At 59.8% G+C, this 23,389-nt stretch carries 20 protein-coding genes; 4 read left to right on the plus strand and 16 right to left on the minus strand.

Annotated features, from left to right (window positions below):
* Positions 1-16: 16 nt before the first annotated feature.
* Complete coding sequence (locus ACQ4OE_RS07080; protein ID WP_430946208.1) at positions 17-2,425, plus strand: penicillin acylase family protein; 2,409 nt, start codon at positions 17-19, stop codon at positions 2,423-2,425.
* A gap of 224 nt (positions 2,426-2,649) precedes the next feature.
* Here the strand turns inward: ACQ4OE_RS07080 and ACQ4OE_RS07085 are convergent, their stop codons facing one another.
* A complete protein-coding gene (locus ACQ4OE_RS07085; protein WP_430946209.1) occupies positions 2,650-3,615 on the minus strand; it encodes a GlxA family transcriptional regulator in 966 nt (321 codons plus the stop codon).
* Positions 3,616-3,769: 154 nt separating this feature from the next.
* On the opposite strand from ACQ4OE_RS07085, the gene ACQ4OE_RS07090 reads away from it, so the two are divergent.
* Positions 3,770-4,411, plus strand: coding sequence for an HD domain-containing protein (locus ACQ4OE_RS07090; RefSeq protein ID WP_430946210.1), 642 nt, complete (start codon positions 3,770-3,772; stop codon positions 4,409-4,411).
* 141 nt (positions 4,412-4,552) lie between these two features.
* Here ACQ4OE_RS07090 and ACQ4OE_RS07095 read toward each other — a convergent pair whose 3' ends face one another.
* From ACQ4OE_RS07095 to ACQ4OE_RS07125, 7 genes are all read right to left on the minus strand, one after another.
* Positions 4,553-5,443 carry an ABC transporter permease subunit gene (locus ACQ4OE_RS07095; RefSeq protein ID WP_007913861.1) on the minus strand — a complete coding sequence of 297 codons (891 nt, stop codon included), beginning with the start codon at positions 5,441-5,443 and terminating at the stop codon, positions 4,553-4,555.
* Positions 5,440-6,321 carry an ABC transporter permease subunit gene (locus ACQ4OE_RS07100; protein ID WP_171057233.1) on the minus strand — a complete coding sequence of 294 codons (882 nt, stop codon included), beginning with the start codon at positions 6,319-6,321 and terminating at the stop codon, positions 5,440-5,442. Before ACQ4OE_RS07100 ends, ACQ4OE_RS07095 begins: the two co-directional genes overlap by 4 nt.
* A 35-nt stretch (positions 6,322-6,356) precedes the next feature.
* Positions 6,357-7,499, minus strand: coding sequence for a polyamine ABC transporter ATP-binding protein (locus ACQ4OE_RS07105; RefSeq protein ID WP_122594618.1), 1,143 nt, complete (start codon positions 7,497-7,499; stop codon positions 6,357-6,359).
* 66 nt (positions 7,500-7,565) lie between these two features.
* Positions 7,566-8,663, minus strand: coding sequence for a polyamine ABC transporter substrate-binding protein (locus ACQ4OE_RS07110; RefSeq protein ID WP_122594617.1), 1,098 nt, complete (start codon positions 8,661-8,663; stop codon positions 7,566-7,568).
* Between the two features lie 188 nt (positions 8,664-8,851).
* Positions 8,852-9,964 carry a polyamine ABC transporter substrate-binding protein gene (locus tag ACQ4OE_RS07115; RefSeq protein WP_430946211.1) on the minus strand — a complete coding sequence of 371 codons (1,113 nt, stop codon included), beginning with the start codon at positions 9,962-9,964 and terminating at the stop codon, positions 8,852-8,854.
* A gap of 172 nt (positions 9,965-10,136) precedes the next feature.
* Positions 10,137-11,501 (minus strand): aspartate aminotransferase family protein, encoded by a 1,365-nt coding sequence (locus ACQ4OE_RS07120; RefSeq protein WP_122594615.1) that lies wholly within the window; start codon positions 11,499-11,501, stop codon positions 10,137-10,139.
* A gap of 56 nt (positions 11,502-11,557) precedes the next feature.
* Complete coding sequence (locus ACQ4OE_RS07125) at positions 11,558-12,916, minus strand: glutamine synthetase family protein (RefSeq protein WP_122594614.1); 1,359 nt, start codon at positions 12,914-12,916, stop codon at positions 11,558-11,560.
* 731 nt (positions 12,917-13,647) lie between these two features.
* On the opposite strand from ACQ4OE_RS07125, the gene ACQ4OE_RS07130 reads away from it, so the two are divergent.
* Together ACQ4OE_RS07130 and ACQ4OE_RS07135 are read left to right on the plus strand one after the other, a co-directional pair.
* On the plus strand, positions 13,648-15,024 hold the full coding sequence (locus tag ACQ4OE_RS07130; protein ID WP_007913842.1) for a glutamine synthetase family protein: 1,377 nt from the start codon (positions 13,648-13,650) through the stop codon (positions 15,022-15,024).
* 141 nt (positions 15,025-15,165) lie between these two features.
* Positions 15,166-15,792, plus strand: a complete 627-nt coding sequence (locus ACQ4OE_RS07135) for a TetR/AcrR family transcriptional regulator (protein ID WP_122594613.1) — start codon at positions 15,166-15,168, stop codon at positions 15,790-15,792.
* A gap of 160 nt (positions 15,793-15,952) precedes the next feature.
* On the opposite strand, the gene ACQ4OE_RS07140 is transcribed toward ACQ4OE_RS07135, so the two are convergent.
* The 8 genes from ACQ4OE_RS07140 to ACQ4OE_RS07175 form a co-directional block, all read right to left on the minus strand.
* Complete coding sequence (locus ACQ4OE_RS07140; RefSeq protein WP_003229256.1) at positions 15,953-16,168, minus strand: TOBE domain-containing protein; 216 nt, start codon at positions 16,166-16,168, stop codon at positions 15,953-15,955.
* A gap of 106 nt (positions 16,169-16,274) precedes the next feature.
* Entirely contained in the window at positions 16,275-17,081 is an 807-nt protein-coding gene (gene ssuB / locus ACQ4OE_RS07145; RefSeq protein ID WP_430946212.1) for an aliphatic sulfonates ABC transporter ATP-binding protein, read from the minus strand.
* Entirely contained in the window at positions 17,078-17,860 is a 783-nt protein-coding gene (gene ssuC / locus ACQ4OE_RS07150) for an aliphatic sulfonate ABC transporter permease SsuC (protein WP_003229260.1), read from the minus strand. The genes ssuB and ssuC overlap by 4 nt, the downstream gene beginning before the upstream one ends.
* Before the next feature lie 8 nt (positions 17,861-17,868).
* Positions 17,869-19,017 carry an FMNH2-dependent alkanesulfonate monooxygenase gene (gene ssuD, locus ACQ4OE_RS07155; RefSeq protein WP_430946213.1) on the minus strand — a complete coding sequence of 383 codons (1,149 nt, stop codon included), beginning with the start codon at positions 19,015-19,017 and terminating at the stop codon, positions 17,869-17,871.
* A gap of 25 nt (positions 19,018-19,042) precedes the next feature.
* Positions 19,043-20,023 (minus strand): sulfonate ABC transporter substrate-binding protein, encoded by a 981-nt coding sequence (locus tag ACQ4OE_RS07160; RefSeq protein WP_064389465.1) that lies wholly within the window; start codon positions 20,021-20,023, stop codon positions 19,043-19,045.
* A gap of 90 nt (positions 20,024-20,113) precedes the next feature.
* Positions 20,114-20,707 (minus strand): NADPH-dependent FMN reductase, encoded by a 594-nt coding sequence (gene ssuE, locus ACQ4OE_RS07165; RefSeq protein ID WP_008085340.1) that lies wholly within the window; start codon positions 20,705-20,707, stop codon positions 20,114-20,116.
* A 333-nt stretch (positions 20,708-21,040) separates the two neighbouring features.
* Positions 21,041-21,679, minus strand: a complete 639-nt coding sequence (locus ACQ4OE_RS07170) for a peroxiredoxin (protein WP_122594610.1) — start codon at positions 21,677-21,679, stop codon at positions 21,041-21,043.
* A 308-nt stretch (positions 21,680-21,987) separates the two neighbouring features.
* Positions 21,988-23,331 carry an OprD family porin gene (locus tag ACQ4OE_RS07175; protein WP_430946214.1) on the minus strand — a complete coding sequence of 448 codons (1,344 nt, stop codon included), beginning with the start codon at positions 23,329-23,331 and terminating at the stop codon, positions 21,988-21,990.
* Positions 23,332-23,389 lie beyond the last annotated feature (58 nt).

The raw sequence follows: 23,389 nt of genomic DNA on the forward strand, positions 1-23,389 counted from the left end.
TGCACAAGGAGTCACCATGAAGCGCGTGTTCACCGTTCTTGCCTTGCTCATCGTTGTCCTGCTCGCCGGCGCAGGCTGGTACGTCTACAGCAAACAGCCAACGCGACAAGGTCAGGTCGAGCTGCGCAACCTGCAGGGCTCAGTGACCGTACGCTATGACGAACGCGGCGTGCCGCACATTCGTGCCGAGAACGAAACCGACCTCTATCGCGCCCTCGGTTATGTGCACGCCCAGGATCGGCTGTTCCAGATGGAAGCCATGCGCCGCCTCGCCCGTGGCGAACTGGCCGAAGTGCTCGGGCCGAAACTGCTCGATACCGACAAACTGTTCCGCAGCCTGCGCATCCGCGAGCGCGCCGCCAGTTACGTTGCCAGTCTCGATAAACAATCGCCGGCGTGGAAGGGTCTGCAAGCGTATCTGGATGGCATCAACCAATATCAGGACACCCACGCCGCACCGATCGAGTTCGACGTGCTAGGCATCCCCAAGCGGGCGTTCACCGCCGAAGACAGCATCAGCGTCGCCGGCTACATGGCCTACAGCTTTGCCGCGGCGTTTCGCACTGAACCGTTGCTGACCTATGTGCGCGATCAGCTCGGCGCCGACTACCTTAACGTCTTCGACCTCGACTGGCAGCCCAAAGGCGTGCTCGCCAAGGAGCATGGCAAGTCGACGCCGAGCCTCGCCGCTGGCGACTGGAAAGACCTCAACGCCCTCGCCCGTCTCAGCGAACAGGCATTGATCGACAATGGCCTGCCGCAATTCGAGGGCAGCAACGCCTGGGTGATTGCCGGCAGTCGTAGCCAGAGCGGCAAGCCGCTGCTGGCCGGTGACCCGCACATTCGTTTCTCGGTGCCGTCGGTGTGGTACGAGGCGCAATTGTCGGCGCCGGGTTTTGAGTTGTACGGCCATCATCAGGCGCTGGTGCCGTTTGCCTTTCTCGGCCACAACCTCGATTTCGGCTGGAGCCTGACCATGTTCCAGAACGACGATCTCGATCTGATCGCCGAGAAGATCAACCCGGACAATCCGAATCAGGTCTGGTATCGCGGCCAATGGACCGACATGGTCGTCACCGAGCAGCAGATCAACGTGAAAGGCCAGACGCCGGTGACCCTCACGCTGCGCCAATCGCCCCACGGCCCGATCGTCAACGATGCCTTGGGCACCGCTGCCGGCAAAACCCCGATTGCGATGTGGTGGGCGTTCCTCGAAACGCCGAACCCGATCCTCGAAGGTTTCTACCAGCTCAACCGTGCCGACACGCTGGCCAAGGCCCGCGCCGCTGCGGCGAAAGTGCAGGCACCAGGGCTGAACCTGGTTTACGCCAACGCCAAGGGTGACATCGCCTGGTGGGCCTCGGCATTGCTGCCCAAGCGTCCGGTCGGGGTCAGACCGGAGTTCATCCTCGACGGCAGCAGCAATCAGGCGGACAAGGACGGTTTCTACCCGTTCAGCGCCAACCCGCAGGAAGAGAACCCGGCGCGCGGCTACATCGTCTCGGCCAACTTCCAGCCGCTGTCGCCGACCGGCATGGAGATTCCCGGTTACTACAACCTCGCCGATCGCGGCCAACAGCTCAATCGTCAGCTCAGCGACAAGAACGTGAAGTGGAGCAACGAGGCCAATCAGAAACTGCAACTCGGCACGGCGACCGGTTACGGCCCGCGAGTGTTGGCGCCGTTGCTGCCGGTGTTGCGCGAGGTGGTGAGCGATCCGGCACAGCTGAAACTGGTCGAACAACTGGCGCAATGGCCGGGCGACTATCCGCTGGACTCGGTCAGTGCGACGGTGTTCAACCAGTTCCTCTACGACCTCGCCGATGCAGCGATGCGTGATGAGTTGGGCAATGACTTTTTCGACACCCTGCTGTCGACGCGGGTGATTGATTCGGCGCTGCCACGACTGGCGGCGAACGCTGACTCACCGTGGTGGGATAACCGCAACACGCCGACCAAAGAGACTCGCGCCGATGTCGTGCGCACGGCGTGGCAGGCGAGCATGCAGCACTTGAAGCTGACCCTCGGCGACAACACTGCCGAATGGAAATGGGGCGCGGCGCACACACTGACCCATGGTCATCCGCTGGGGCAGCAGAAACCGCTGGATCGGATTTTCAACGTCGGGCCGTTTGCGGCGCCGGGCAGTCATGAAGTGCCGAACAATCTGTCGGCGAAAATCGGCCCAGCGCCGTGGCCAGTGACTTATGGGCCGTCGACGCGGCGCTTGGTGGATTTCGCCGATCCGGCGCATGGGTTGACGATCAACCCGGTCGGCCAGAGTGGTGTGCCGTTTGATAGCCACTATGACGATCAGGCCGAGGCGTATGTCGACGGCATGTATGTGCAGGCGCATTTCAGCGAGGAAGAGGTGACGGCGAATACGCGCAGTACCTTGAAGTTGTTGCCAGCGCGGGCACCTTAAAAGCCCCTCACCCTAGCCCTCCCGAAACGTCGGACCGCCCGTAGGGAGAGGGGACTGATCGGGGGATGCTCATGGCTTACACTGACCTGACCCTGCTTTGCCGAATCCATAATCGCTAAGGTCTTTCAGGTCGATGTAAAACGCCAGACACCGCGGTCGGCCCCCTCTCCCTATGGACGGTCCGACGTTTCGGGAGGGCTGGGCGGGCGGCGTTCCGATGAGGCTCAAACCATCACCGCAAAATTCAGCCGAAACTGCTGCGGCGTCACGCCTAACCTTCGGTTAAACACCCCGCGCATATGCTGCGCATCGCGAAACCCGCACTGATACGCCACGGTCTTCAACGGCGCCGTCGTGCTCTCCAGCATCACCCGCGCCGCATCCACCCGCGCGCTTTCGACAAACTCAGCCGGCGTCACCTTCGCCTCCCGGGCAAACACCCGCGAGAAATTGCGCGCACTCATGTTCGCCGCAGTGGCCAGATCGGCAATCGTCAGATCGCCAGTGAGATTGGCCAGCACATACAACTGCACCATCGCCACCGCCGACGTTGGTTCCGCGTGCGGCGTGAGGAACGGGCTGAACTGCGATTGACCGCCAGAGCGCTGGGTGAACACCACCAGGCGCTTGGCCACGCTCAACGCCACCTCAGCGCCGTGATCACGCGCCAGCAAGTACAGCGACAGATCGATCCCCGCCGTGACCCCCGCCGAGGTGTAGAGCGCGCCGTCCTCGACGTACAGGCGATCCGCATCGACCTGCGTGGTCGGGCACAACTGCGCCAATGCCTCGGCATCGTTCCAGTGCGTGGTGACGGTACGTCCCTCCAACAATCCGGCGCGCGCGAGCATGAATGCGCCGTTGCAGATCGAACCGAAACGTTGCGCCCGTGCGCTGGCTTCACGCAGCCAACCGTCGAACGTCGCGCCGAATTCCATGAACGGCAATTGCGGCCCACCGGCAACCAGCAACAGATCGTAAGCGTCGAGTGCTTCGCTGAAATGCCGATGGGCATTCAGGATCAAACCGTTGGAACAGGCCATCGAGCCGTGCTCCACGCCGATCACTTCGAGCCGATAGTGATCCTCAGGCGGCAGGAAGCGGTTGGCCTCGGCGAACACATCCATCGGGCCGCTGACATCCAGCGACTGCACGCCTGCGAATACAACGATGGCGACGGTTCTGGTCATGGCTTTGCACCTCCTGTGGGTCTCTGAGCCGAGTTGGCACGATTTGCAGGTTGATTGGCAAGGATCGCAGCCATGCATCGATTGTTCGCTTTCAGCCCCGGGCACAGACTTTCCCCATCAGCGCCACGACGGCGTTTCAGTGAGGAAACTTCCCATGAGCACGATCATTGCCGGCATCAAAATCCCCGACAGCGCCCTCGCCCGCGCCACCACCGACTACATCCGCGACATCGAATCCGACCTGCTCTATCACCACTCGCGCCGGGTCTTTCTGTTCGGCGCGTTGAGTGGCGAGCGCCAGCAACTGGCCTACGATCCAGAGCTGCTTTACGTCGGCGCGATGTTCCACGACCTCGGTCTGGTCGAAGGTCATCGCAGCGATGATGAGCGTTTTGAAGTGGATGGCGCCAACGCGGCAGCAGCGTTTCTCAAGCCGTACGGGTTGAGCGACGACGACATCGAACAGGTATGGCTGTCGATTGCCTTGCACACCACACCGGGCGTGCCCAAGCATTTGCGCCCAACCGTGGCACTCGTGACCGCCGGCGTAGAGATGGATGTGCTGGGGATGGATTACGCGGCATTCAGCACCATGCAGCGCGAAGCGGTGGTGCATGCGCACCCGCGTGGAGAAGGCTTCAAGGAATGCATTATCTGCGCGTTTGCTGATGGCTTGCGCCATCGTCCGCAGACCACGTTTGGCAACGTGAAGACCGATGTACTGAAGGATCAGGAGCCGGGATTCAAGCCGATGAACTTTGTTGAAGTCATCCGTCAATCTCCCTGGACTGCCTAAAACGAAATGTGGGAGCGAGCCTGCTCGCGAAAGCGGTGTGTCAGCCAACATTGAGTCAACTGTCACTCCGCCTTCGCGAGCAGGCTCGCTCCCACATTGGGATTTGGGTTGACCTCGAGAATGAGGCCAACCCGATATGGCTTACGCCGCTTCCGGCGACGGCGCCCGACGCACGTCAGGCTGCTTCCACGAATCGGCAGCGCTTTCTTCGATGGCTTGCTGGATCGCCTTTTTGCGCGCTTCTTCGGCGCGGCGGCTGAAGAACCAGACCATGAAGGTCACGATCGATACCGCCAGCAGAATCAGGCTCGCCACGGCGTTGATCTCAGGCTTCACGCCCAGACGCACCGCCGAGAACACTTCCATCGGCAGGGTCGTCGAACCCGGACCCGAAACGAAGCTGGCCAACACCAAGTCGTCCAGCGACAGCGCGAACGACATCATGCCGCCCGCCGCCAGCGAGGGCGCGATCATCGGGATGGTGATCAGGAAGAACACCTTCCACGGCCGGGCACCGAGGTCCATCGCCGCTTCTTCGATCGACAGGTCCAGCTCACGCAGACGCGCCGACACCACCACCGCCACATACGCCGCACAGAATGTGGTGTGGGCGATCCAGATGGTGACGATGCCACGTTCCTGTGGCCAGCCGATCATCTGCGCCATGGCCACGAACAGCAGCAACAGCGACAGACCGGTGATGACTTCGGGCATCACCAACGGCGCCGTCACCAGGCCGCCAAACAGCGTGCGGCCCTTGAAGCGCGTGATGCGGGTCAGCACGAACGCCGCCAGGGTGCCCAGCGCCACCGCTGCCACCGCGGTGTAGCAGGCGATTTCCAGCGAGCGCAGCACCGAGCCCATCAGTTGCGTGTTGTCGAGCAGGCCGACGTACCACTTGATCGACCAGCCGCCCCACACCGTCACCAGTTTCGAGGCGTTGAACGAGTAGATCACCAGGATCAGCATCGGCAGGTAGATGAACAACAGACCGATGACCAGCATCAGGCTGGAGAAACGGATGCGCTTCATTCTTTGCCCTCCATTTCTTTGGCCTGACTGCGGTTGAACAGAATGATCGGCACAATCAGGATCGCCAGCATCACCACCGCCAGCGCGGACGCCACCGGCCAGTCACGGTTGTTGAAGAACTCTTGCCAGAGCACTTTACCGATCATCAGGGTTTCCGGACCGCCAAGCAGTTCCGGAATCACGAACTCGCCTACCACCGGGATGAACACCAGCATGCAGCCGGCGATGATCCCGTTCTTGGACAGCGGAATGGTGATTTTCCAGAAGCTGTTGAAGGTGCTCGAACCGAGGTCGGAAGCGGCTTCCAGCAAGCTTTGATCGTGCTTCACCAAGTTGGCGTACAGCGGCAGGATCATGAACGGCAGGTACGAGTAAACGACGCCGATGTACACCGCCAGGTTGGTGTTGAGGATCTGCAGCGGCTCGTCGATAAACCCCATGCTCATCAGGAAGCCGTTGAGCAAACCGTTGTTGCTGAGGATGCCCATCCACGCGTAAACGCGGATCAGGATCGCCGTCCAGGTCGGCATCATGATCAGCAGCACCAGCACCGTCTGCATCTCTTTACGCGCGGTGGCGATGGCGTAGGCCATCGGGTAACCGATGACCAGACAGAGAATGGTGCTGATCAGCGCCATCTTCAGCGAGCCGAGGTAAGCGGCGATGTACAACTCGTCGCCCGCCAGCATCGCGTAGTTGCCCAGGTTCAGCAGCAGTTGCAGCTTCTGCTCGGCGTACGTGTAGATCTCGGTGTACGGCGGAATGGCCACGTCGGCTTCGGCGAAGCTGATCTTCAGAACGATGAAGAACGGCAGCATGAAGAACAGGAACAGCCAGATGAACGGGACCCCGATGACCAACTGCCGGCCATTGGGGATTATTCGGTTGATGCGGCGTTTGAATTTGCGCATGTTCATGAGCGCAGTACCACGCCGCTGTCGTCTTCCCACCACACGTAGACCTGATCACCCCAGGTCGGACGCGCGCCGCGACGTTCGGCGTTGGCCACGAACGACTGCACCAGTTTGCCGCTCGGCAATTCGACGTAGAACACCGAGTGACCGCCGAGGTAGGCGATGTCATGCACCTTGCCGCTCGACCAGTTGTATTCGCAGGTCGGTTGATCGGCGGTGACCAGCAGCTTCTCCGGACGGATCGCGTAGGTGACCGATTTGTCCTGCACCGAGGTGCTGATGCCGTGGCCGACGTAGATCTGCCGGTCGAGGTCCTTGCAGGTGATGGTCGCGTAGCCTTCGGCGTCGTCGATCACTTCGCCTTCGAAGATGTTGACGTTGCCGATGAATTCGCAGACCAGACGGCTGGTCGGGGTTTCGTAGATGTCGATCGGGCTGCCGATCTGGGCGATCCAGCCCAGGTGCATGATCGCGATGCGCTCGGCCATGGTCATGGCCTCTTCCTGGTCGTGGGTCACCATGACGCAGGTCACGCCGACGCGCTCGATGATTTCCACCAGCTCAAGCTGCATCTGCGAACGCAGTTTTTTATCCAGCGCGCCCATCGGTTCGTCGAGCAGCAACAGCTTCGGGCGTTTGGCCAGCGAACGGGCCAGGGCCACACGCTGACGCTGGCCGCCGGACAGCTGATGCGGCTTGCGCTTGGCGTACTGGCTCATCTGCACGAGCTTGAGCATTTCGGCCACGCGAGCGTCGACTTCAGCCGCCGGAATCTTGTCCTGCTTGAGGCCGAAGGCGATGTTCTGCGCCACGGTCATGTGCGGGAACAAGGCGTACGACTGGAACATCATGTTGATCGGTCGCTCGTACGGCGGCATGTCGGTGATGTCGACGCCGTCGAGGAAAATGCGCCCCTCCGTGGGCCGTTCGAACCCTGCCAGCATCCGCAGCAGAGTGGATTTGCCCGATCCCGAACCGCCGAGCAGAGCGAAGATTTCGCCCTTTTTGATTTCCAGGGACACGTCGTCCACGGCAATCGTCTCGTCGAACTTCTTCGTGACCCGGTCGATTTTGACCAACACCTGTTTCGGTGTCTGGTCGCCCTCGAGGGCTTTCTTATAGGCGCCGGAGGCAACTGCCATTTACGAAACTCCCAGAAAAAAACAATGCAGTCCGCCCCGCAAGGCGAACCCAGGATAGTGTGTGCCTTACATCCCCGATTTGACCTTGGTCCAGCTGCGGGTCATCAGGCGCTGAATGTTCGGTGGCAACTCGGTCGACACATAAGCCTTGTCGATAACGGCCTGCGGCGGATACACCGACGCATCGGTCCGGATGGATTGTTCCATCAGTTTGTCCGAACCCGGGTTGGGGTTGGCATAACCGACGTAATCACTGACCTGAGCGATCACCTCAGGTTTCAGCAGATAGTTGATGAAGGCATGGGCCTCCTTCACGTTCGACGAGTCCTTCGGAATCGCCAGCATGTCAAACCACAGCGCGCCGCCCTCTTTCGGCACCGCGTAGGCGATGTTCACGCCCTTCTTGGCTTCGGCTGCGCGGTTCTTCGCCTGGAAGATATCGCCGGAGAAACCGATGGCCACGCAGATGTCGCCGTTGGCCAGGTCACCGATGTATTTCGAAGAGTGGAAGTAGGTCACGTAAGGGCGCACCGCGAGCAACTTGTCGGTGGCTTTTTCGTAGTCCTTCGGATTGGTGCTGTTGGCATTCAGGCCCAGATAGTTGAGCACGGTCGGCATCATTTCATCAGCCGAATCGAGGAACGCCACGCCACAGCTTTGCAGCTTCTTGATGTTCTCCGGCTCGAACAGCACGCCCCACGAGTCGATCTTGTCGACGCCCAGCACAGCCTTCACTTTATCGACGTTGTACCCGATGCCGTTGGTGCCCCACAGGTACGGCACGGCGTACAGGTTGCCCGGATCGTTCTGTTCCAGACGCTTGAGCAGCGCCGGGTCGAGATTGGAATAATTCGGCAGTTGCGAGCGGTCGAGCTTCTGGAACGCGCCCGCCTTGATCTGTTTGCCGAGGAAGTGGTTCGACGGCACGACCACGTCGTAACCGGTGCGCCCGGCCAGCAGCTTGCCTTCCAGGGTTTCGTTGGAGTCGAACACGTCGTAGACCGGTTTGATCCCGGTGGCTTTCTGGAAGTCGGCCAGGGTGGTCTCGCCGATGTAATCGGACCAGTTATAAATATGCACCGTACCGGCGGCCTGGGCTCCGACAGCAATCGTCAGGCCGGCAGTGGCCAGCAGGGCTTTGCGCAAAGAAGAAAAAATAGGCAAGTGGAGGTCCTCTAAATTAGTTGGGCCCAAGTTGCCCCGCGCTGCATGACAGCCAAGGCTGCCCGGCAACAAAACCGGCGCGCAACTTACCCTCGAAAAACCGTTCCTGCAAAACTTCCTGTCATTTAATTAATCCGCTGGCCGCCCTCACGGGGAACGACAGCCAGCGGTTGCTGCTTCAAACCGGCTTATTTACCGGATTTGATCTTGGTCCAGCTGCGGGTCATGATCCGCTGAGTCGCGGCCGGCAAGTCGGCAATCGCGTACAGCTTGGCCAGTACGTCAGCCGGTGGGTAAACGCCTGGATCGCTGGTGATGTCTTTATCAACCAGTGGGGTTGCAGCGGCGTTACCGTTCGGGAAGCGCACGGCGTTGGTGATCTCGGCCATGACTTCCGGCTTCTGCAGGAAGGTCATGAACTTGTAGGCGCCTTCGACGTTTTCGGCATCTTTAGGGATGGCGACCATGTCGTAGAAGCTGCCAGCACCTTCTTTCGGAATGTTGTAGCTGACTTTCACCTTGTCACCGGCTTCAGCCGCGCGGGACTTGGCCTGGTAGATGTCACCCGAGTAACCCACGGCGACACAGATGTTGCCGTTGGCCAGGTCGGAGATGTACTTGGACGAGTGGAAGTAGGCGATCGAAGGACGGACCTTCATGATCAGCGCTTCAGCCTTGTCGATGTCTTCTTTCTTCTGGCTGTCGGTTGGCAGGCCCAGGTAGTGCAGCGCCACCGGAATCATCTCGGTAGGCGAGTCGAGCAAGCTGATGCCGCAGGATTTCAGCTTGGCCGCGTTTTCCGGCTTGAAGATCAGATCCCACGAATCGACCGGCGCGTCGGCACCCAGTGCAGCCTTGACCTTCTCGGCGTTGAAGCCGATGCCGATCGAGCCCCACATGTACGGGAATGCGTGCTCGTTGCCCGGGTCGCTGACCGACACGGCTTTGAGCAAATCGGTGTTCAGGTTTTTCCAGTTAGGCAGCTTGGACTTGTCCAGCTTCTGGTAGACGCCAGCCTTGATCTGCTTGGCGAGGAAATTGTTCGACGGCACGACGATGTCGTAGCCGGACTTGCCTGCGAGCAGTTTGGCTTCGAGGGTTTCGTTGCTGTCGAAGACGTCGTAGACGACCTTGATGCCTGACTCGTCTTCAAACTTCTTGATGGTGTCCGGAGCGATGTAGTCGGACCAGTTGTAGACGTGCAACACCTTGTCGTCCGCCTGCGCCGCAGCCGCCATGATTCCCATCAGGGACATGGCGAGCAGAGTCTTGCCAGCGAGCTTTTTGCCTAATGCCTTCATGCGTTAATGCTCCAAATTTTTCTTTTTTGAACCACTTTGTTCAGCGGCCGAACCCGGACAACTGGAACCGCGGCTAGTCTGGCAAGATCCGAGGCGGTCTTTCAAGAAAAGACCAGCCTTTCTGACAGCTTTGAGCGAGAGCGCCACGGCTCCCCCGCTCAAAGCCTAGCACTTAGCCCTGCAACGCACTGAGGGTCAGGTCCAGGCATTTACGTGCCTTTGTAACCAGCTCATCGATCTCCGCTTTGCTGATCACCAGCGGCGGCGCAATGATCATGGTGTCGCCCACAGCGCGCATGATCAGGCCGTTGTCGAAGCAGAACTGGCGGCAGATCATGCCGACGCCCCTGCCTTCGTAACGCTTGCGAGTGGCCTTGTCCTGCACCAGCTCGATCGCGCCCAACAGACCGACTCCGCGAACTTCACCCACCAACGGGTGATCGTTCAGTTCCCGCAGACGTTTCTGCAAATACGGTGCCGTTTCGTTGTGCGCGTTCTCGATAATTTTTTCATCGCGCAGAATGCGGATGTTTTCCAGACCCACCGCTGCCGCCACCGGGTGACCGGAGTAGGTGAAGCCGTGGTTGAAATCACCGCCTTCGTTGAGCACCGCGACCACGGTGTCGCGCACGATCAGGCCACCCATCGGGATGTAGCCGGAGGTCAGGCCCTTGGCGATGGTCATCATGTCGGGCTTGAGGTCGTAGAAATCGCTACCGAACCACTCACCGGTACGGCCGAAACCGCAGATCACTTCGTCCGCGACGAAGAGGATGTCGTACTTGGCGAGGATTTCCTTGATGCGCGGCCAGTAGGTGTCGGGCGGAATGATCACGCCGCCGGCACCCTGGATCGGCTCGGCTATAAAGGCACCGACGTTGTCCACGCCGACTTCGAGAATCTTTTCTTCCAGCTGATTGGCCGCCCAGATACCGAACTCTTCCGGGGACATTTCGCCACCTTCAGCGAACCAGTACGGCTGCGCGATGTGCACGATGCCCGGGATCGGCAAGTCGCCTTGTTCGTGCATATACGTCATGCCACCGAGGCTCGCGCCGGCCACGGTCGAACCGTGATAACCGTTCTTGCGGCTGATGATGACTTTCTTGTTTGGCTGGCCCTTGATCGCCCAGTAGTGGCGGACCATGCGCAGCATGGTGTCGTTGCCTTCGGAGCCGGAACCGGTGAAGAACACATGGTTCATGCCTTCCGGCGCGACGTCGGCAATCGACTTGGCCAGTTCCAGTGCCGGCGGGTGCGCGGTCTGGAAGAACAGGTTGTAGTACGGCAGTTCGCGCATCTGTTTGGCGGCCGCATCGGCCAGCTCATCGCGACCGTAACCGATGGCCACGCACCACAGACCGGCCATGCCGTCGAGGATCTTGTTGCCTTCGCTGTCCCACAGGTAAACGCCCTTGGCGTTGGTGATGATCCGCGGGCCCTTCTCTTTCAATTGCTTGAAATCGCTGAACGGGGCCAGGTGGTGATCATTGCTGAGTGCTTGCCACTCGCGGGTTTGCGGGTTGTTGCTGGTCATGCCAATTCTCCTTGTTATCGGTGAAGGCGCGGCTTTTCAGGGCCGCGCCTGGCGTATCAGACGGCGAAGAGCAGGTACTCACGCTCCCAGGAACTGATCACGCGCTTGAAGTTTTCATGCTCGGCCCGTTTTACCGCGACGTAGCCCGTGATGAAGGTTTTGCCCAGGTACTTCTCGATGGTCGCGCTGTTTTCCATACGTTCCAGCGCGTCTTCGATGGTCAGCGGCAGGCGCAGGTTGCGGCGTTCATAACCACGGCCCACCACCGGCGCGCTTGGATTGAGGCCTTCGACCATGCCGATGTAACCGCAGAGCAGGCTCGCGGCGATCGCCAGATACGGGTTGGCGTCAGCGCCCGGCAGACGGTTTTCCACACGGCGGTTCTGCGGGCCGGCATCCGGTACACGCAGGCCGACGGTGCGATTTTCTTCGCCCCATTCGACGTTTACCGGAGCCGAGGTGTCCGGCAGGAAGCGGCGGAACGAGTTGACGTTCGGCGCGAACAACGGCAGCAATTCAGGAATCAGTTTCTGCAGACCACCGATGTGGTGCAGGAACAGTTGGCTCATGGTCCCGTCTTCATTGGAGAAGACGTTCTTGCCGGTCTCGATGTCGATGATGCTCTGGTGCAAGTGCATCGCACTGCCCGGCTCGCCCGTCATCGGTTTGGCCATAAAGGTCGCAGCCACATCGTGCTTGAGCGCGGCTTCGCGCATGGTGCGTTTGAACACCAGAATCTGGTCAGCCAGCGACAGGGCGTCGCCGTGACGGAAGTTGATTTCCATCTGCGCCGTGCCGTCTTCGTGGATCAGCGTGTCGAGGTCCAGCTCCTGCAGTTCGCACCAGTCGTAGACGTCTTCGAACAGCGGGTCGAATTCGTTCGCCGCTTCGATGGAGAACGACTGACGACCGATTTCCGGACGGCCCGAGCGACCGATCGGCGGCTGCAACGGATAGTCAGGGTCGTCGCTGCGCTTGGTCAGGTAAAACTCCATTTCCGGCGCCACGATTGGCTGCCAGCCCTTGTCGGTATAGAGCTTGAGGACTTTCTTGAGGACGTTGCGCGGCGACAGCTCGATCGGGTTGCCTTGCTTGTCGTAGGTGTCGTGGATCACCTGCGCGGTCGGCTCGATGGCCCACGGCACCATGTACACGGCGTTCTGGTCGGGGCGGCAGATCATGTCGATGTCGGCCGGGTCGAGCAGTTCGTAATAGATGTCGTCTTCGACATAGTCGCCGGTTACGGTCTGCAACAGCACGCTTTCTGGCAGACGCATGCCCTTCTCGGCGATGAACTTGTTGGTCGGCGAAATCTTGCCCCGGGTGATACCGGTCAAGTCGGCGATCATGCATTCGACTTCTGTGATCTTGTGGTCTTTCAACCAATCGGTGAGCTGGTCGAGGTTGGTACTCATAAATGCCTCTGGGCTGAGTCTCCTGACATGATGTCAGGCAAAGTTTGACGCTTGCGCGTCGCGTTAAAGGGGGCCTTGCTTGTGCGCAGTGCGGGCTTACGCCGGGCACCGCGCATAGACAATGAAAGAGGAGCTTACCTGCCCTTTACGCTGGCGTTGCATTTCCTGTGCACAGTTCAGGCGTGCAGAATCGTGAGCACGTCTGGGAAGACGGCACAGGCTTTGGGAGTGAAAGCGATCTATATTGGGAGGAGACGCCATAAACCGGATGCTTCGCCGTACGTCCAGAATATCGGACGCTAGGGTTTCGACGGCTGCTGACGAGAACAACGTCGATGAACCGCGAGCCTTGCTGGCTGCGCTACGGACGGATTTGTCGCCACTGATGTGATAAGCATGCAGACCGGCCTGTTGCGAGCAGTCGGTGATGCCGATTAACGGCAGGCGAGACATGAAGCACCCCGGTATTATTGCTGTTATGGGTTTGATCGGAGCTTAGCCTTGTTCATTTTTTTACACAACACCCCCGTAAAAAATACAACACGGCCTGCTCAAGCCTGCGGGTGGCGAGCGTCCCAGAGACCAAAAAGCGCCCCAAAGTGCCCCATAAATGCCCTTGCGGCGCTTTTTTAGGGCAAAAAAGCCCTTGCTTGACTTCGGCAGGCCGTTCGGGTTGACTGAAACCAGAAAAGATCAATGATTGATATTTTTAACAACAAAGGTGTTGCATCATGTCGGTACCCCCGCGTGCCGTTCAGCTTAACGAAGCGAACGCGTTCCTTAAGGAACATCCTGAGGTTCTGTACGTTGACCTTCTGATTGCGGATATGAATGGTGTGGTGCGCGGCAAGCGCATTGAACGCACCAGTCTCCACAAGGTTTACGAGAAAGGCATCAACCTGCCGGCCTCTCTATTTGCTCTGGATATCAACGGCTCCACGGTGGAAAGCACCGGCCTGGGCCTGGACATCGGTGACGCCGATCGAATCTGCTATCCAATCCCCGATACCCTGTGCAACGAGCCATGGCAGAAGCGCCCGACCGCGCAACTGTTGATGACCATGCACGAACTCGAAGGCGACCCTTTCTTCGCCGATCCGCGTGAAGTGCTCCGTCAAGTTGTTGCAAAGTTTGACGAGCTTGGCTTGACCATCTGCGCGGCCTTCGAACTCGAGTTTTACCTGATCGACCAGGAAAACGTGAACGGCCGTCCACAGCCGCCACGCTCGCCAATCTCGGGTAAACGCCCGCACTCGACTCAGGTCTACCTGATCGACGACCTCGACGAATACGTCGACTGCCTCCAGGACATTCTGGAAGGGGCCAAAGAGCAAGGCATCCCGGCCGACGCCATCGTCAAGGAAAGTGCCCCGGCGCAGTTCGAAGTGAACCTGCACCACGTCGCCGACCCGATCAAGGCGTGCGACTACGCGGTACTGCTCAAGCGTCTGATCAAGAACATCGCCTACGACCATGAAATGGACACCACCTTCATGGCCAAGCCGTACCCGGGCCAGGCAGGTAATGGTCTGCACGTACACATTTCGATTCTGGATAAAGAAGGCAAAAACATTTTTGCCAGCGAGGATCCCGAGCAGAACGCCGCGCTGCGTCACGCGATCGGCGGTGTGCTCGAGACCCTGCCCGCGCAGATGGCTTTCCTCTGCCCGAACGTCAACTCCTATCGTCGTTTCGGCGCACAGTTCTACGTGCCGAACTCGCCGTGCTGGGGCCTCGACAACCGTACCGTGGCGATTCGCGTACCGACCGGTTCGTCCGATGCCGTGCGTATCGAACACCGCGTGGCCGGTGCCGATGCCAACCCGTACCTGCTGATGGCTTCGGTGCTGGCGGGCGTGCACCACGGTCTGACCAACAAGATCGAACCGGGCGCGCCAGTCGAAGGCAACAGCTACGAGCAGAACGAACAAAGCCTGCCGAACAACTTGCGCGATGCCCTGCGCGAGCTGGACGACAGCGAGGTGATGGCCAAGTACATCGATCCGAAGTACATCGATATCTTCGTCGCCTGCAAGGAAAGCGAGCTGGAGGAGTTTGAACACTCCATCTCCGACCTTGAGTACAACTGGTATCTGCATACCGTTTAAGCGGTTGTAGCTTCAGGAAAAAACGCCGTTGGCCGATTTAGCCAACGGCGTTTTTTTATGGCCGCCTGCGGCGGCTCGCTGGCCGACAAGACAACACAAGAGCCGGCTCGTACAATGCCCGCTGCCCCGCAGGAGACTTCCATGACGCGACCCGCCCCCGTCCGCAAACCGCGTGCCCGCAGTCAGGCGCGCATCGACTCGATACTCGACGCCGCTCGTACGCTGCTGGCCGCCGAGGGTGTGGCCAGTCTGTCGATCTACAGCGTCGCCGAACGTGCGCAGATCCCGCCCTCCTCCGTGTACCACTTTTTCGCCAGCGTACCGGCGCTGCTCGAAGCGTTGACGGCGGATGTTCATGCGGCTTTTCGCGCGTGCCTGCAAGCACCGATCGATCATGCAGCCTTGCGTGACTGGCGCGATCTGTCGCGGCTGATCGAGCAGCGGATGCTGGAGATCTATGGCGAAGACGCGGCGGCTCGCCAGTTGATCCTCGCGCAACACGGTCTGACCGAGGTCACCCAGGCTGACCGCCAGCACGACATTGAGCTGGGCGACCTGATGCACAAGCTGTTCGACCATCACTTCGAGTTGCCAAGGCTGCCGGAGGATGTCGATGTGTTTGCCTTGGCGATGGAGCTGGGCGACCGGGTTTATGCGCGTTCGGTGCAGCAACATGGGCAGATCACCCCGCGCATGGCCGAGGAAGGGATGCGCGTGTTTGATGCTTATATCGGCCTGTATTTGCCGCCGTATCTGCCCAAGCGCTGAGCCATGATCGTTCCCACGCTCTGCGTGGGAATGCAGCCCGTGACGCTCCGCGTCACTGGACGCGGAGCGTCCCTAGAGGCATTCCCACGCGGAGCGTGGGAACGATCACAAAAAACCCCGAAGGGCTCACGCCCTCCGGGGTTGTTTTTTGCTCACCGGCTTACAACTTGGCGATCGACACCTCGGTGGATTTCACAAAGGCGATCACTTCGCTGCCGACCACCAGTTCCAGCTCTTTGACCGAGCGGGTGGTGATCACCGAAGTAACGATGCCGGACGCGGTCTGCACGTCGATTTCCGACAGCACGTCGCCGAGGACGATTTCCTTGATCGAGCCTTTGAACTGGTTACGGACGTTGATGGCTTTGATAGTCATGATATTTCTCCTGAGGTCGAAATAAGCGGCAAGTGGCAAGTTACAAGCGGCAAGCAAAAGCACAGCGCTTCTACTTGTAGCGCGTAGCTTGAAGCTCGCAGCTGCTTCATTGCGCCCAACGCAGTTGCGTAGGCAGTGGTGAAACAGGTTCCGGCGCCGGCGGTTCGCCGGGCAGGGAGAGAACACGGTTAAGCACTTCGGTTTCCAGCGCCGCCAGTCTGTGCGAACCACGCACTCGCGGGCGCGGCAGTTCCACATGCAGATCAAGACCGACTTCGCCGTCCTCGATCAGAATCACCCGGTCGGCAATCGCCACCGCTTCGCTGACGTCGTGGGTCACCAGCAGCACGGTGAAGCCGCGTTGCTGCCAGAGACGCTCGATCAGTTGCTGCATTTCAATGCGCGTCAGCGCGTCCAGTGCGCCTAGCGGTTCATCGAGCAGCAGCAAACGCGGTTGATGGATCAGCGCCCGCGCGAGGGCAACGCGCTGCTTCTGCCCACCGGACAACGCTGCCGGCCATTCATTGGCACGATCCGCCAGACCGACCGCGTCCAGTGCTTCGAGCGCTTTCGGGCGCCAATTGCCTTTGAGGCCGAGGCCCACGTTGTCGATGATCTTTTTCCACGGCAGCAGACGTGCTTCCTGGAACATCAATCGGGTGTCTTCCCGCGCATCGCTGAGCGGTGCAGAGCCGGCCAGCAAGTCGCCGCCAGTCGGTTGATCGAGGCCGGCGAGCAAGCGCAAAAAGGTACTTTTGCCGCAGCCACTGCGCCCGACCACGGCGACGAATTGCCCCGCCGGAATGTGCAGATCGATGTCACGCAGCACCTGCCGCGCGCCGAAGGTTTTCTGCAGGTTGCGCACTGCCAACGGAATCCCGCGCAGCAGGCGTGGAGGTTGTTGAGCGGTCATGCTGCACCTCCTTTGGCAACCTGATACGCCGGATGCCAGCGCAACCACACACGTTCAAGTCCACGAGCCGCGAGGTCGGCGAGTTTGCCGAGCACCGCGTAAAGCAGGATCGCCAGCACCACCACGTCGGTCTGCAAAAACTCCCGGGCGTTCATGGCCAGATAGCCGATGCCGGAGCTGGCGGAAATGGTTTCGGCGACGATCAGCGTCAACCACATAAAGCCCAGGGCGAAGCGCACACCGACCAGAATCGAAGGCAGCGCGCCCGGCAGAATCACCTGCCAGAACAGGCTGAAACCGCTCAAGCCGTAACTGCGCGCCATTTCCACCAGCGCCGGATCGACGTTGCGGATGCCGTGATAGGTGTTCAGGTAAATCGGGAACAACGTGCCCAGTGCCACCAGAAAAATCTTCGCTGACTCGTCGATGCCGAACCACAGAATCACCAGCGGAATCAGCGCCAGGTGCGGCACGTTGCGGATCATCTGCACCGAGCTGTCGAGCAGGCGTTCGCCCCATTTCGACAGGCCGGTGATGAAACCCAGGACCAGACCGATGCTGCCGCCGATGGTGAAACCGAGCGCCGCACGCCAGCCGCTGATCGCCAGGTGCGTCCAGATTTCGCCGCTGCGCACCAGGCTCACGCCGGCCTCGATCACCGCCACCGGTGCCGGCAGAATCCGCGTCGACAACCAACCGGCCGACACCGACAACTGCCACACCGCCAGCAGCAACACCGGCAACGCCCAAGGCGCGAGGCTGTGGATGATTTTCTTCATGGCGCGCCTCAGCTCTGCGACGCGGCTTTGGGAAGAATGTCGTTGGCGACCATCTCGCCGAACGGGCTGACATAACCGGCGCTTTTCGGCAGTTCCGGACGCTCGATGTCGAGGTGCGGGAACAGCAGTTCAGCGACGCGATAGGATTCTTCGAGGTGTGGATAACCCGAGAAAATGAAGGTGTCGATGCCCAGATCCGCGTATTCCTTCACGCGTGCAGCCACCGTCGGGCCATCACCAACCAGCGCCGTACCGGCACCGCCGCGCACCAGACCGACGCCGGCCCAGAGATTCGGGCTGACTTCGAGGTTGTCGCGGCTGCCACCGTGCAGTGCAGCCATGCGTTGCTGGCCGACGGAATCGAAACGCGCCAGCGAAGCTTGAGCACGAGCGATGGTGTCGTTGTCCAGATGCGAGATCAAACGATCCGCCGCTTGCCACGCTTCGGCGTTGGTTTCGCGGACGATCACGTGCAGACGAATACCGAAACGTACGGTGCGGCCAAGCTTGGCGGCTTTGGCGCGCACTTGGGCGATCTTCTCGGCGACGGCTGCTGGCGGCTCGCCCCAGGTCAGGACCATTTCGACTTGTTCAGCGGCCAGATCCTGCGCGGCTTCCGACGAGCCACCGAAGTACAGCGGCGGGCGTGGTTGCTGGATCGGCGGATAGAGCAACTTGGCGCCCTTCACGCTGATGTGCTGACCGTCGTAATCCACGGTTTCGCCTTCCAGCACACGACGCCAGATACGAGTGAATTCCACCGAGGCCTGATAGCGTTCTTCGTGGCTGAGGAACAGACCGTCGCCGGCCAATTCTTCCGGATCACCGCCAGTCACCAGATTGAACAGCGCACGGCCGCCGGACAGACGATCCAGCGTGGCGGCCTGCCGCGCTGCGACCGTCGGGGAAATGATCCCGGGGCGCAGCGCAACGAGGAATTTCAGACGCTGGGTCACCGGGATCAGCGACGCCGCCACCAGCCACGAGTCTTCGCAGGAGCGGCCAGTCGGAATCAGCACACCGCCGAAGCCCAGACGATCCGCCGCTTGCGCGACCTGTTGCAGATAACCGTGGTCAACGGCGCGAGCGCCTTCGGCGGTGCCAAGGTAATGGCCGTCACCGTGGGTAGGCAGGAACCAGAAGATATTGAGGCTCATGGAGTGGTCTCCTTAGGAATTCGAGTTACTGGGCTTGGGTGGCCGAGCTTTGGGCCACAGCGGCCGGTGGTGTCCAGATCACATCCTTGATGCTCAGCGGCTTCGGAATCAGCTTGAGCTGGAAGAACGTGTCAGCGATTTTCTGCTGCGCGGCGACCACTTCCGGGGTCAGGAACAGCGCGCCGTAGCCCTGGCGTTTCACCGAGGTCAGGGTGATGTCCGCCGGCAGGCCGAGCAGTGGCGCGACTTGTTGAGTCACGTCTTCAGGATTGGCTTTCGACCATTCGCCGACCGCGCGCACTTCCTCAACGAGGGTCTTGATCACCTGAGGATTTTTCTCGGCGTATGGCTTGGTCGCGAGATAGAACTGGTGGTTGTCGACGATGCCTTTGCCGTCACGCAGGGTGTGCGCTTGCAGTTGTTTCTCGGCGGCGGCCTGATACGGATCCCAGATGACCCAGGCGTCGACGCTGCCACGTTCGAACGCGGCGCGAGCATCGGCGGGCGGCAGGAATACGGTTTGAATGTCGCTGTATTTGAGGCCGGCGTCTTCCAGTGCACGCACCAGCAGGTAGTGAACGTTGGAGCCTTTGTTCAGGGCGACTTTCTTGCCTTTGAGATCGGCCACCGATTTGATCGGCGAGTCTTTCGGCACAAGGATCGCTTCGCTATTTGGCGCTGGCGGTTCGTAGGCGACGTAGAGCAGATCGGCACCAGCAGCTTGGGCGAAGACTGGCGGGGTTTCGCCGGTCACGCCGAAGTCGATCGAGCCGACGTTCAGGCCTTCCAGCAACTGCGGGCCGCCGGGGAATTCAGTCCATTGCACGTCGACGCCTTGGGCGGCCAGACGTTTTTCCAACGTGCCTTTGGCTTTGAGCAGCACCAGCGTGCCGTACTTCTGATAACCGATCCGCAATGTCTCGGCTTGAGCTTGGGTGATGGCGCCGAAGGTGACAGCCGCAGCAAACAGAGCGACCAGACCACGACGCAAAAATACAGTGCGCATAGCGCTCTCCTTTTTGCTGTTGGGTTTTGGCTGCACCTGCTTGGCCGTTAGCGGCTGAGTAAGGTGAAGTACATCAAGTTCGGGTGTGGCTTAAATGCTCCAGCGAGCACTCAATAAACGTTCGTTCAACAGGCCCGGTTCCAGCGGTTTCGGGCGGCGGGCCATGGCGCCGACAAACTGATCCAGCGCTTCGTGCAGTCGCTGCTCCAGCGCCGGTGCCAGTTGTGCGGCGGCACTGCCTTCGCCGTAAGCGATCTGGCTGTCCTCGGCGAAAATCCCCTGAAGCATTTCCTGGGCTTTCAATGCCGACAGCACAGGCTTGAGGGCGTAATCGACCACCAGCATGTGGGCGATGCTGCCGCCCGTGGCCATGGGCAAGACAATCTTGTGATTCAGGGCGCGCTCGGGCAGCAGATCCAGCAGCGTCTTCAACGCGCCGGAAAACGAGGCCTTGTACACCGGCGTGGCGATCAACAGGCCGTCGGCGTTTTCAATCTGTTGCAGCAGGTCGAGGACCTTCGGGCTGTCGAAGCGGGCGTGGAGCAGATCTTCGGCCGGGAAATCCCGAATCTGATAACTCACCACTTCCACCCCTTGCTGCTGCAACCAACGTTGCGAGCGCTCCAGCAGCACCCCGGAACGGGAGCGCAGGCTGGGACTGCCACCGAGTGAGACGACCAGCATCGAGACAATTCCTTAAGCGTTACAGGCGATTCGCAGGTTGCGATCTCGCTTCGATGGGAGTGACCTTACCAGCTGATTTATATATCCATAAATCATATTTATTCATTTGGTTATGCGTTTTGGAGATATAAGATTTGCGTTGTTTCAGGCGAAAAAAAAGGCCGTCGAAACGGCCTGAAATCCCCTGCTTAGTAGCTACCACTGATCGTTCCAACGCTCTGCGTGGGAATGAATCCATGGATACTCCGCGTCCACTGTGACGCAGAGCGTCACGGGCGGCACCCCACGCGGACGGTTCGACGCCTCGACGTGGGAACGGTCTGCCCGGTGAGATCACTTGTTCGGCTGTGGCGTCAGGCGCAGATACGGCTTCACCGCGCGATAGCCCTTCGGAAAGCGCTGCTTGATCTCTTCCTCGTCCTTCAACGAAGGCACGATCACCACCTCTTCACCGTCCTGCCAGTTGGCCGGGGTGGCCACTTTGTAGTTGTCGGTGAGTTGCAGCGAATCGATCACCCGCAAAATCTCGTGGAAGTTGCGCCCGGTGCTCGCCGGGTAGGTGATGGTCAGACGAATTTTCTTGTTCGGATCGATCACGAACAGCGAACGCACGGTCAGCGTATCGTTGGCGTTCGGGTGGATCAGATCGTACAGATCAGAAACCTTGCGATCGGCATCGGCCAGGATCGGGAAGTTGACGATGGTGTTCTGGGTTTCGTTGATGTCTTCGATCCACTTGTGGTGCGAGTCCACCGGGTCGACCGACAGCGCAATGGCTTTGACGCCGCGCTGGGCGAATTCATCTTTGAGCTTGGCGGTGAAGCCCAGCTCGGTGGTGCACACCGGGGTGAAGTCCGCCGGGTGAGAGAACAGCACGCCCCAGCTATCGCCCAGCCACTCGTGAAAACGAATCTTGCCGGCGCTGGAATCCTGTTCGAAGTCGGGGGCGATGTCGCCGAGTCTGAGGCTCATGGTGCTGCTCCTGAGGAGTTGTTGGAGGCCTCAACTGTAGCCCGGGATTTGCCCTCATGAAAAAGAATAAATAATCAGATATCTAGATCATAAGTGAATATTAAACATCTGTTCACTGGACGCCCGACGGCTTCCCGACGAACATCAGTCGCAAGGTTCGAGAAGGCCTTGAGTTGCTGTAAAGAGGGAAATTCGGGGAGGGCTTACGGGGGTGAGCCTGACGCGAAAACGCAAAAGCCCCGTCCGGCGCGATGCCGGACGGGGCTTTTTTTACATCATGCTTTTACATCAGGTGCAGGAGCGCGCTATTACAGCAGCGGGATCGAGTAGCTGACGATCAAGCGGTTTTCGTCCTGCGAACGGGTGTTCGGCAGGTCGGTGCGCCATACAGCGTTTTTCCACATCAGGCCGACGTTTTTGAACGGGCCTTCAGGTACGACGTAACCGATGGTGAAGTCGCGTTCCCACTCGGAACGGTTCGAAGCGCTTTCGCGACCGTTGGTGCCAACGGTGTCGATCGAATCGCCTTTCAGGTAAACCACACCAGCGGTCAGGCCAGGTACGCCGACTTTAGCGAAGTCATACGAGTAGCGAGCCTGCCAGGTTTTCTCGCCGGCACGACCGAACTTCTGGATCTGCATGTCGGTGATGGTGTAGTTCGACGAACCGTCGCCCTGGTTCAGCCAAGGGAAGTCGCTGCTGCCGTTGGAAACCTGGTAACCGCCACCGAAGGTGTGGCCTTCAACGGTGTACAGGAACAGGCCGCTGTACAGGTTGTTGTCGACTTCACCGCGACCGTTACGAACGCCGGTGTAGTTACCGGTGCTGTAGTAGGCTGGATCGGTGCCGTTTTTGCCGTCATCGGAGCTGTTGAAGTAACGGAAATCAGACTTCAATACGCCCGGGCCGATTGCCCAGTTGTGAACCAGACCCAGGAAGTGCTGCTTGTAGAAGTCTTCCAGGTTGCCGTAGTAGTACTGGGCAGTCAGGTCTTTGGTGATTTTGTAGTCACCACCGGCGTAGATGAACTTGTTGCTGTCACGGAAACCGGTACCGCGGGTGTTTGCACCGCTGATGGACAGGTTTTCGTTGTTGCTGGAGTTACGACCTTTCACGGCTTCGATCTGACCACCGACCAGAGTCAGGTCCTTGATTTCGCCGGAAGTGATCTGGCCACCCTGCCAGGTTTGTGGCAGCAGACGACCGTCGTTGGTCACGATGACCGGGTTCTTCGGCTGCAGGGTACCGAGCTTCAGTTCAGTCTGGGAGATCTTGGCTTTGGCAGTCAGACCGAGGCTGGAGAAGTTGTCCACGGCTTTACCGTTGGATTCGCTCGGGAACACAGTGCCGCCGTAAGCGGTACCGCTGTTACCGTTGGTGCCGCCGCCCGAATCCAGACGCACGCCCAGCAGGCCGATGGCGTCGATACCGAAGCCGACGGTGCCTTGGGTGTAGCCGGAGATGAAACGCAGATCGAAGCCTTGGCCCCACTCTTCGTTCTTGTTCGCGCCGGTGCCATCGCGGTTGTCGGTGTTGATGTAGAAGTTACGCAGCCCCAGCGTTGCCTTGCTGTCTTCGATGAAACCGGCGGCGCCTGCCTGCTGCGCCAAAACCCCTACGGCCACAGCCAGGGCCAAGGTGGACTTGTTCATGTAAAGCTCCTCTCGTTTCTAATTTTTGTGTTCCTGGCCCCGGGTCTGTTGCCCTGGG

Source organism: Pseudomonas sp. WC2, assembly GCF_050586545.1.
Classification (GTDB): domain Bacteria; phylum Pseudomonadota; class Gammaproteobacteria; order Pseudomonadales; family Pseudomonadaceae; genus Aquipseudomonas.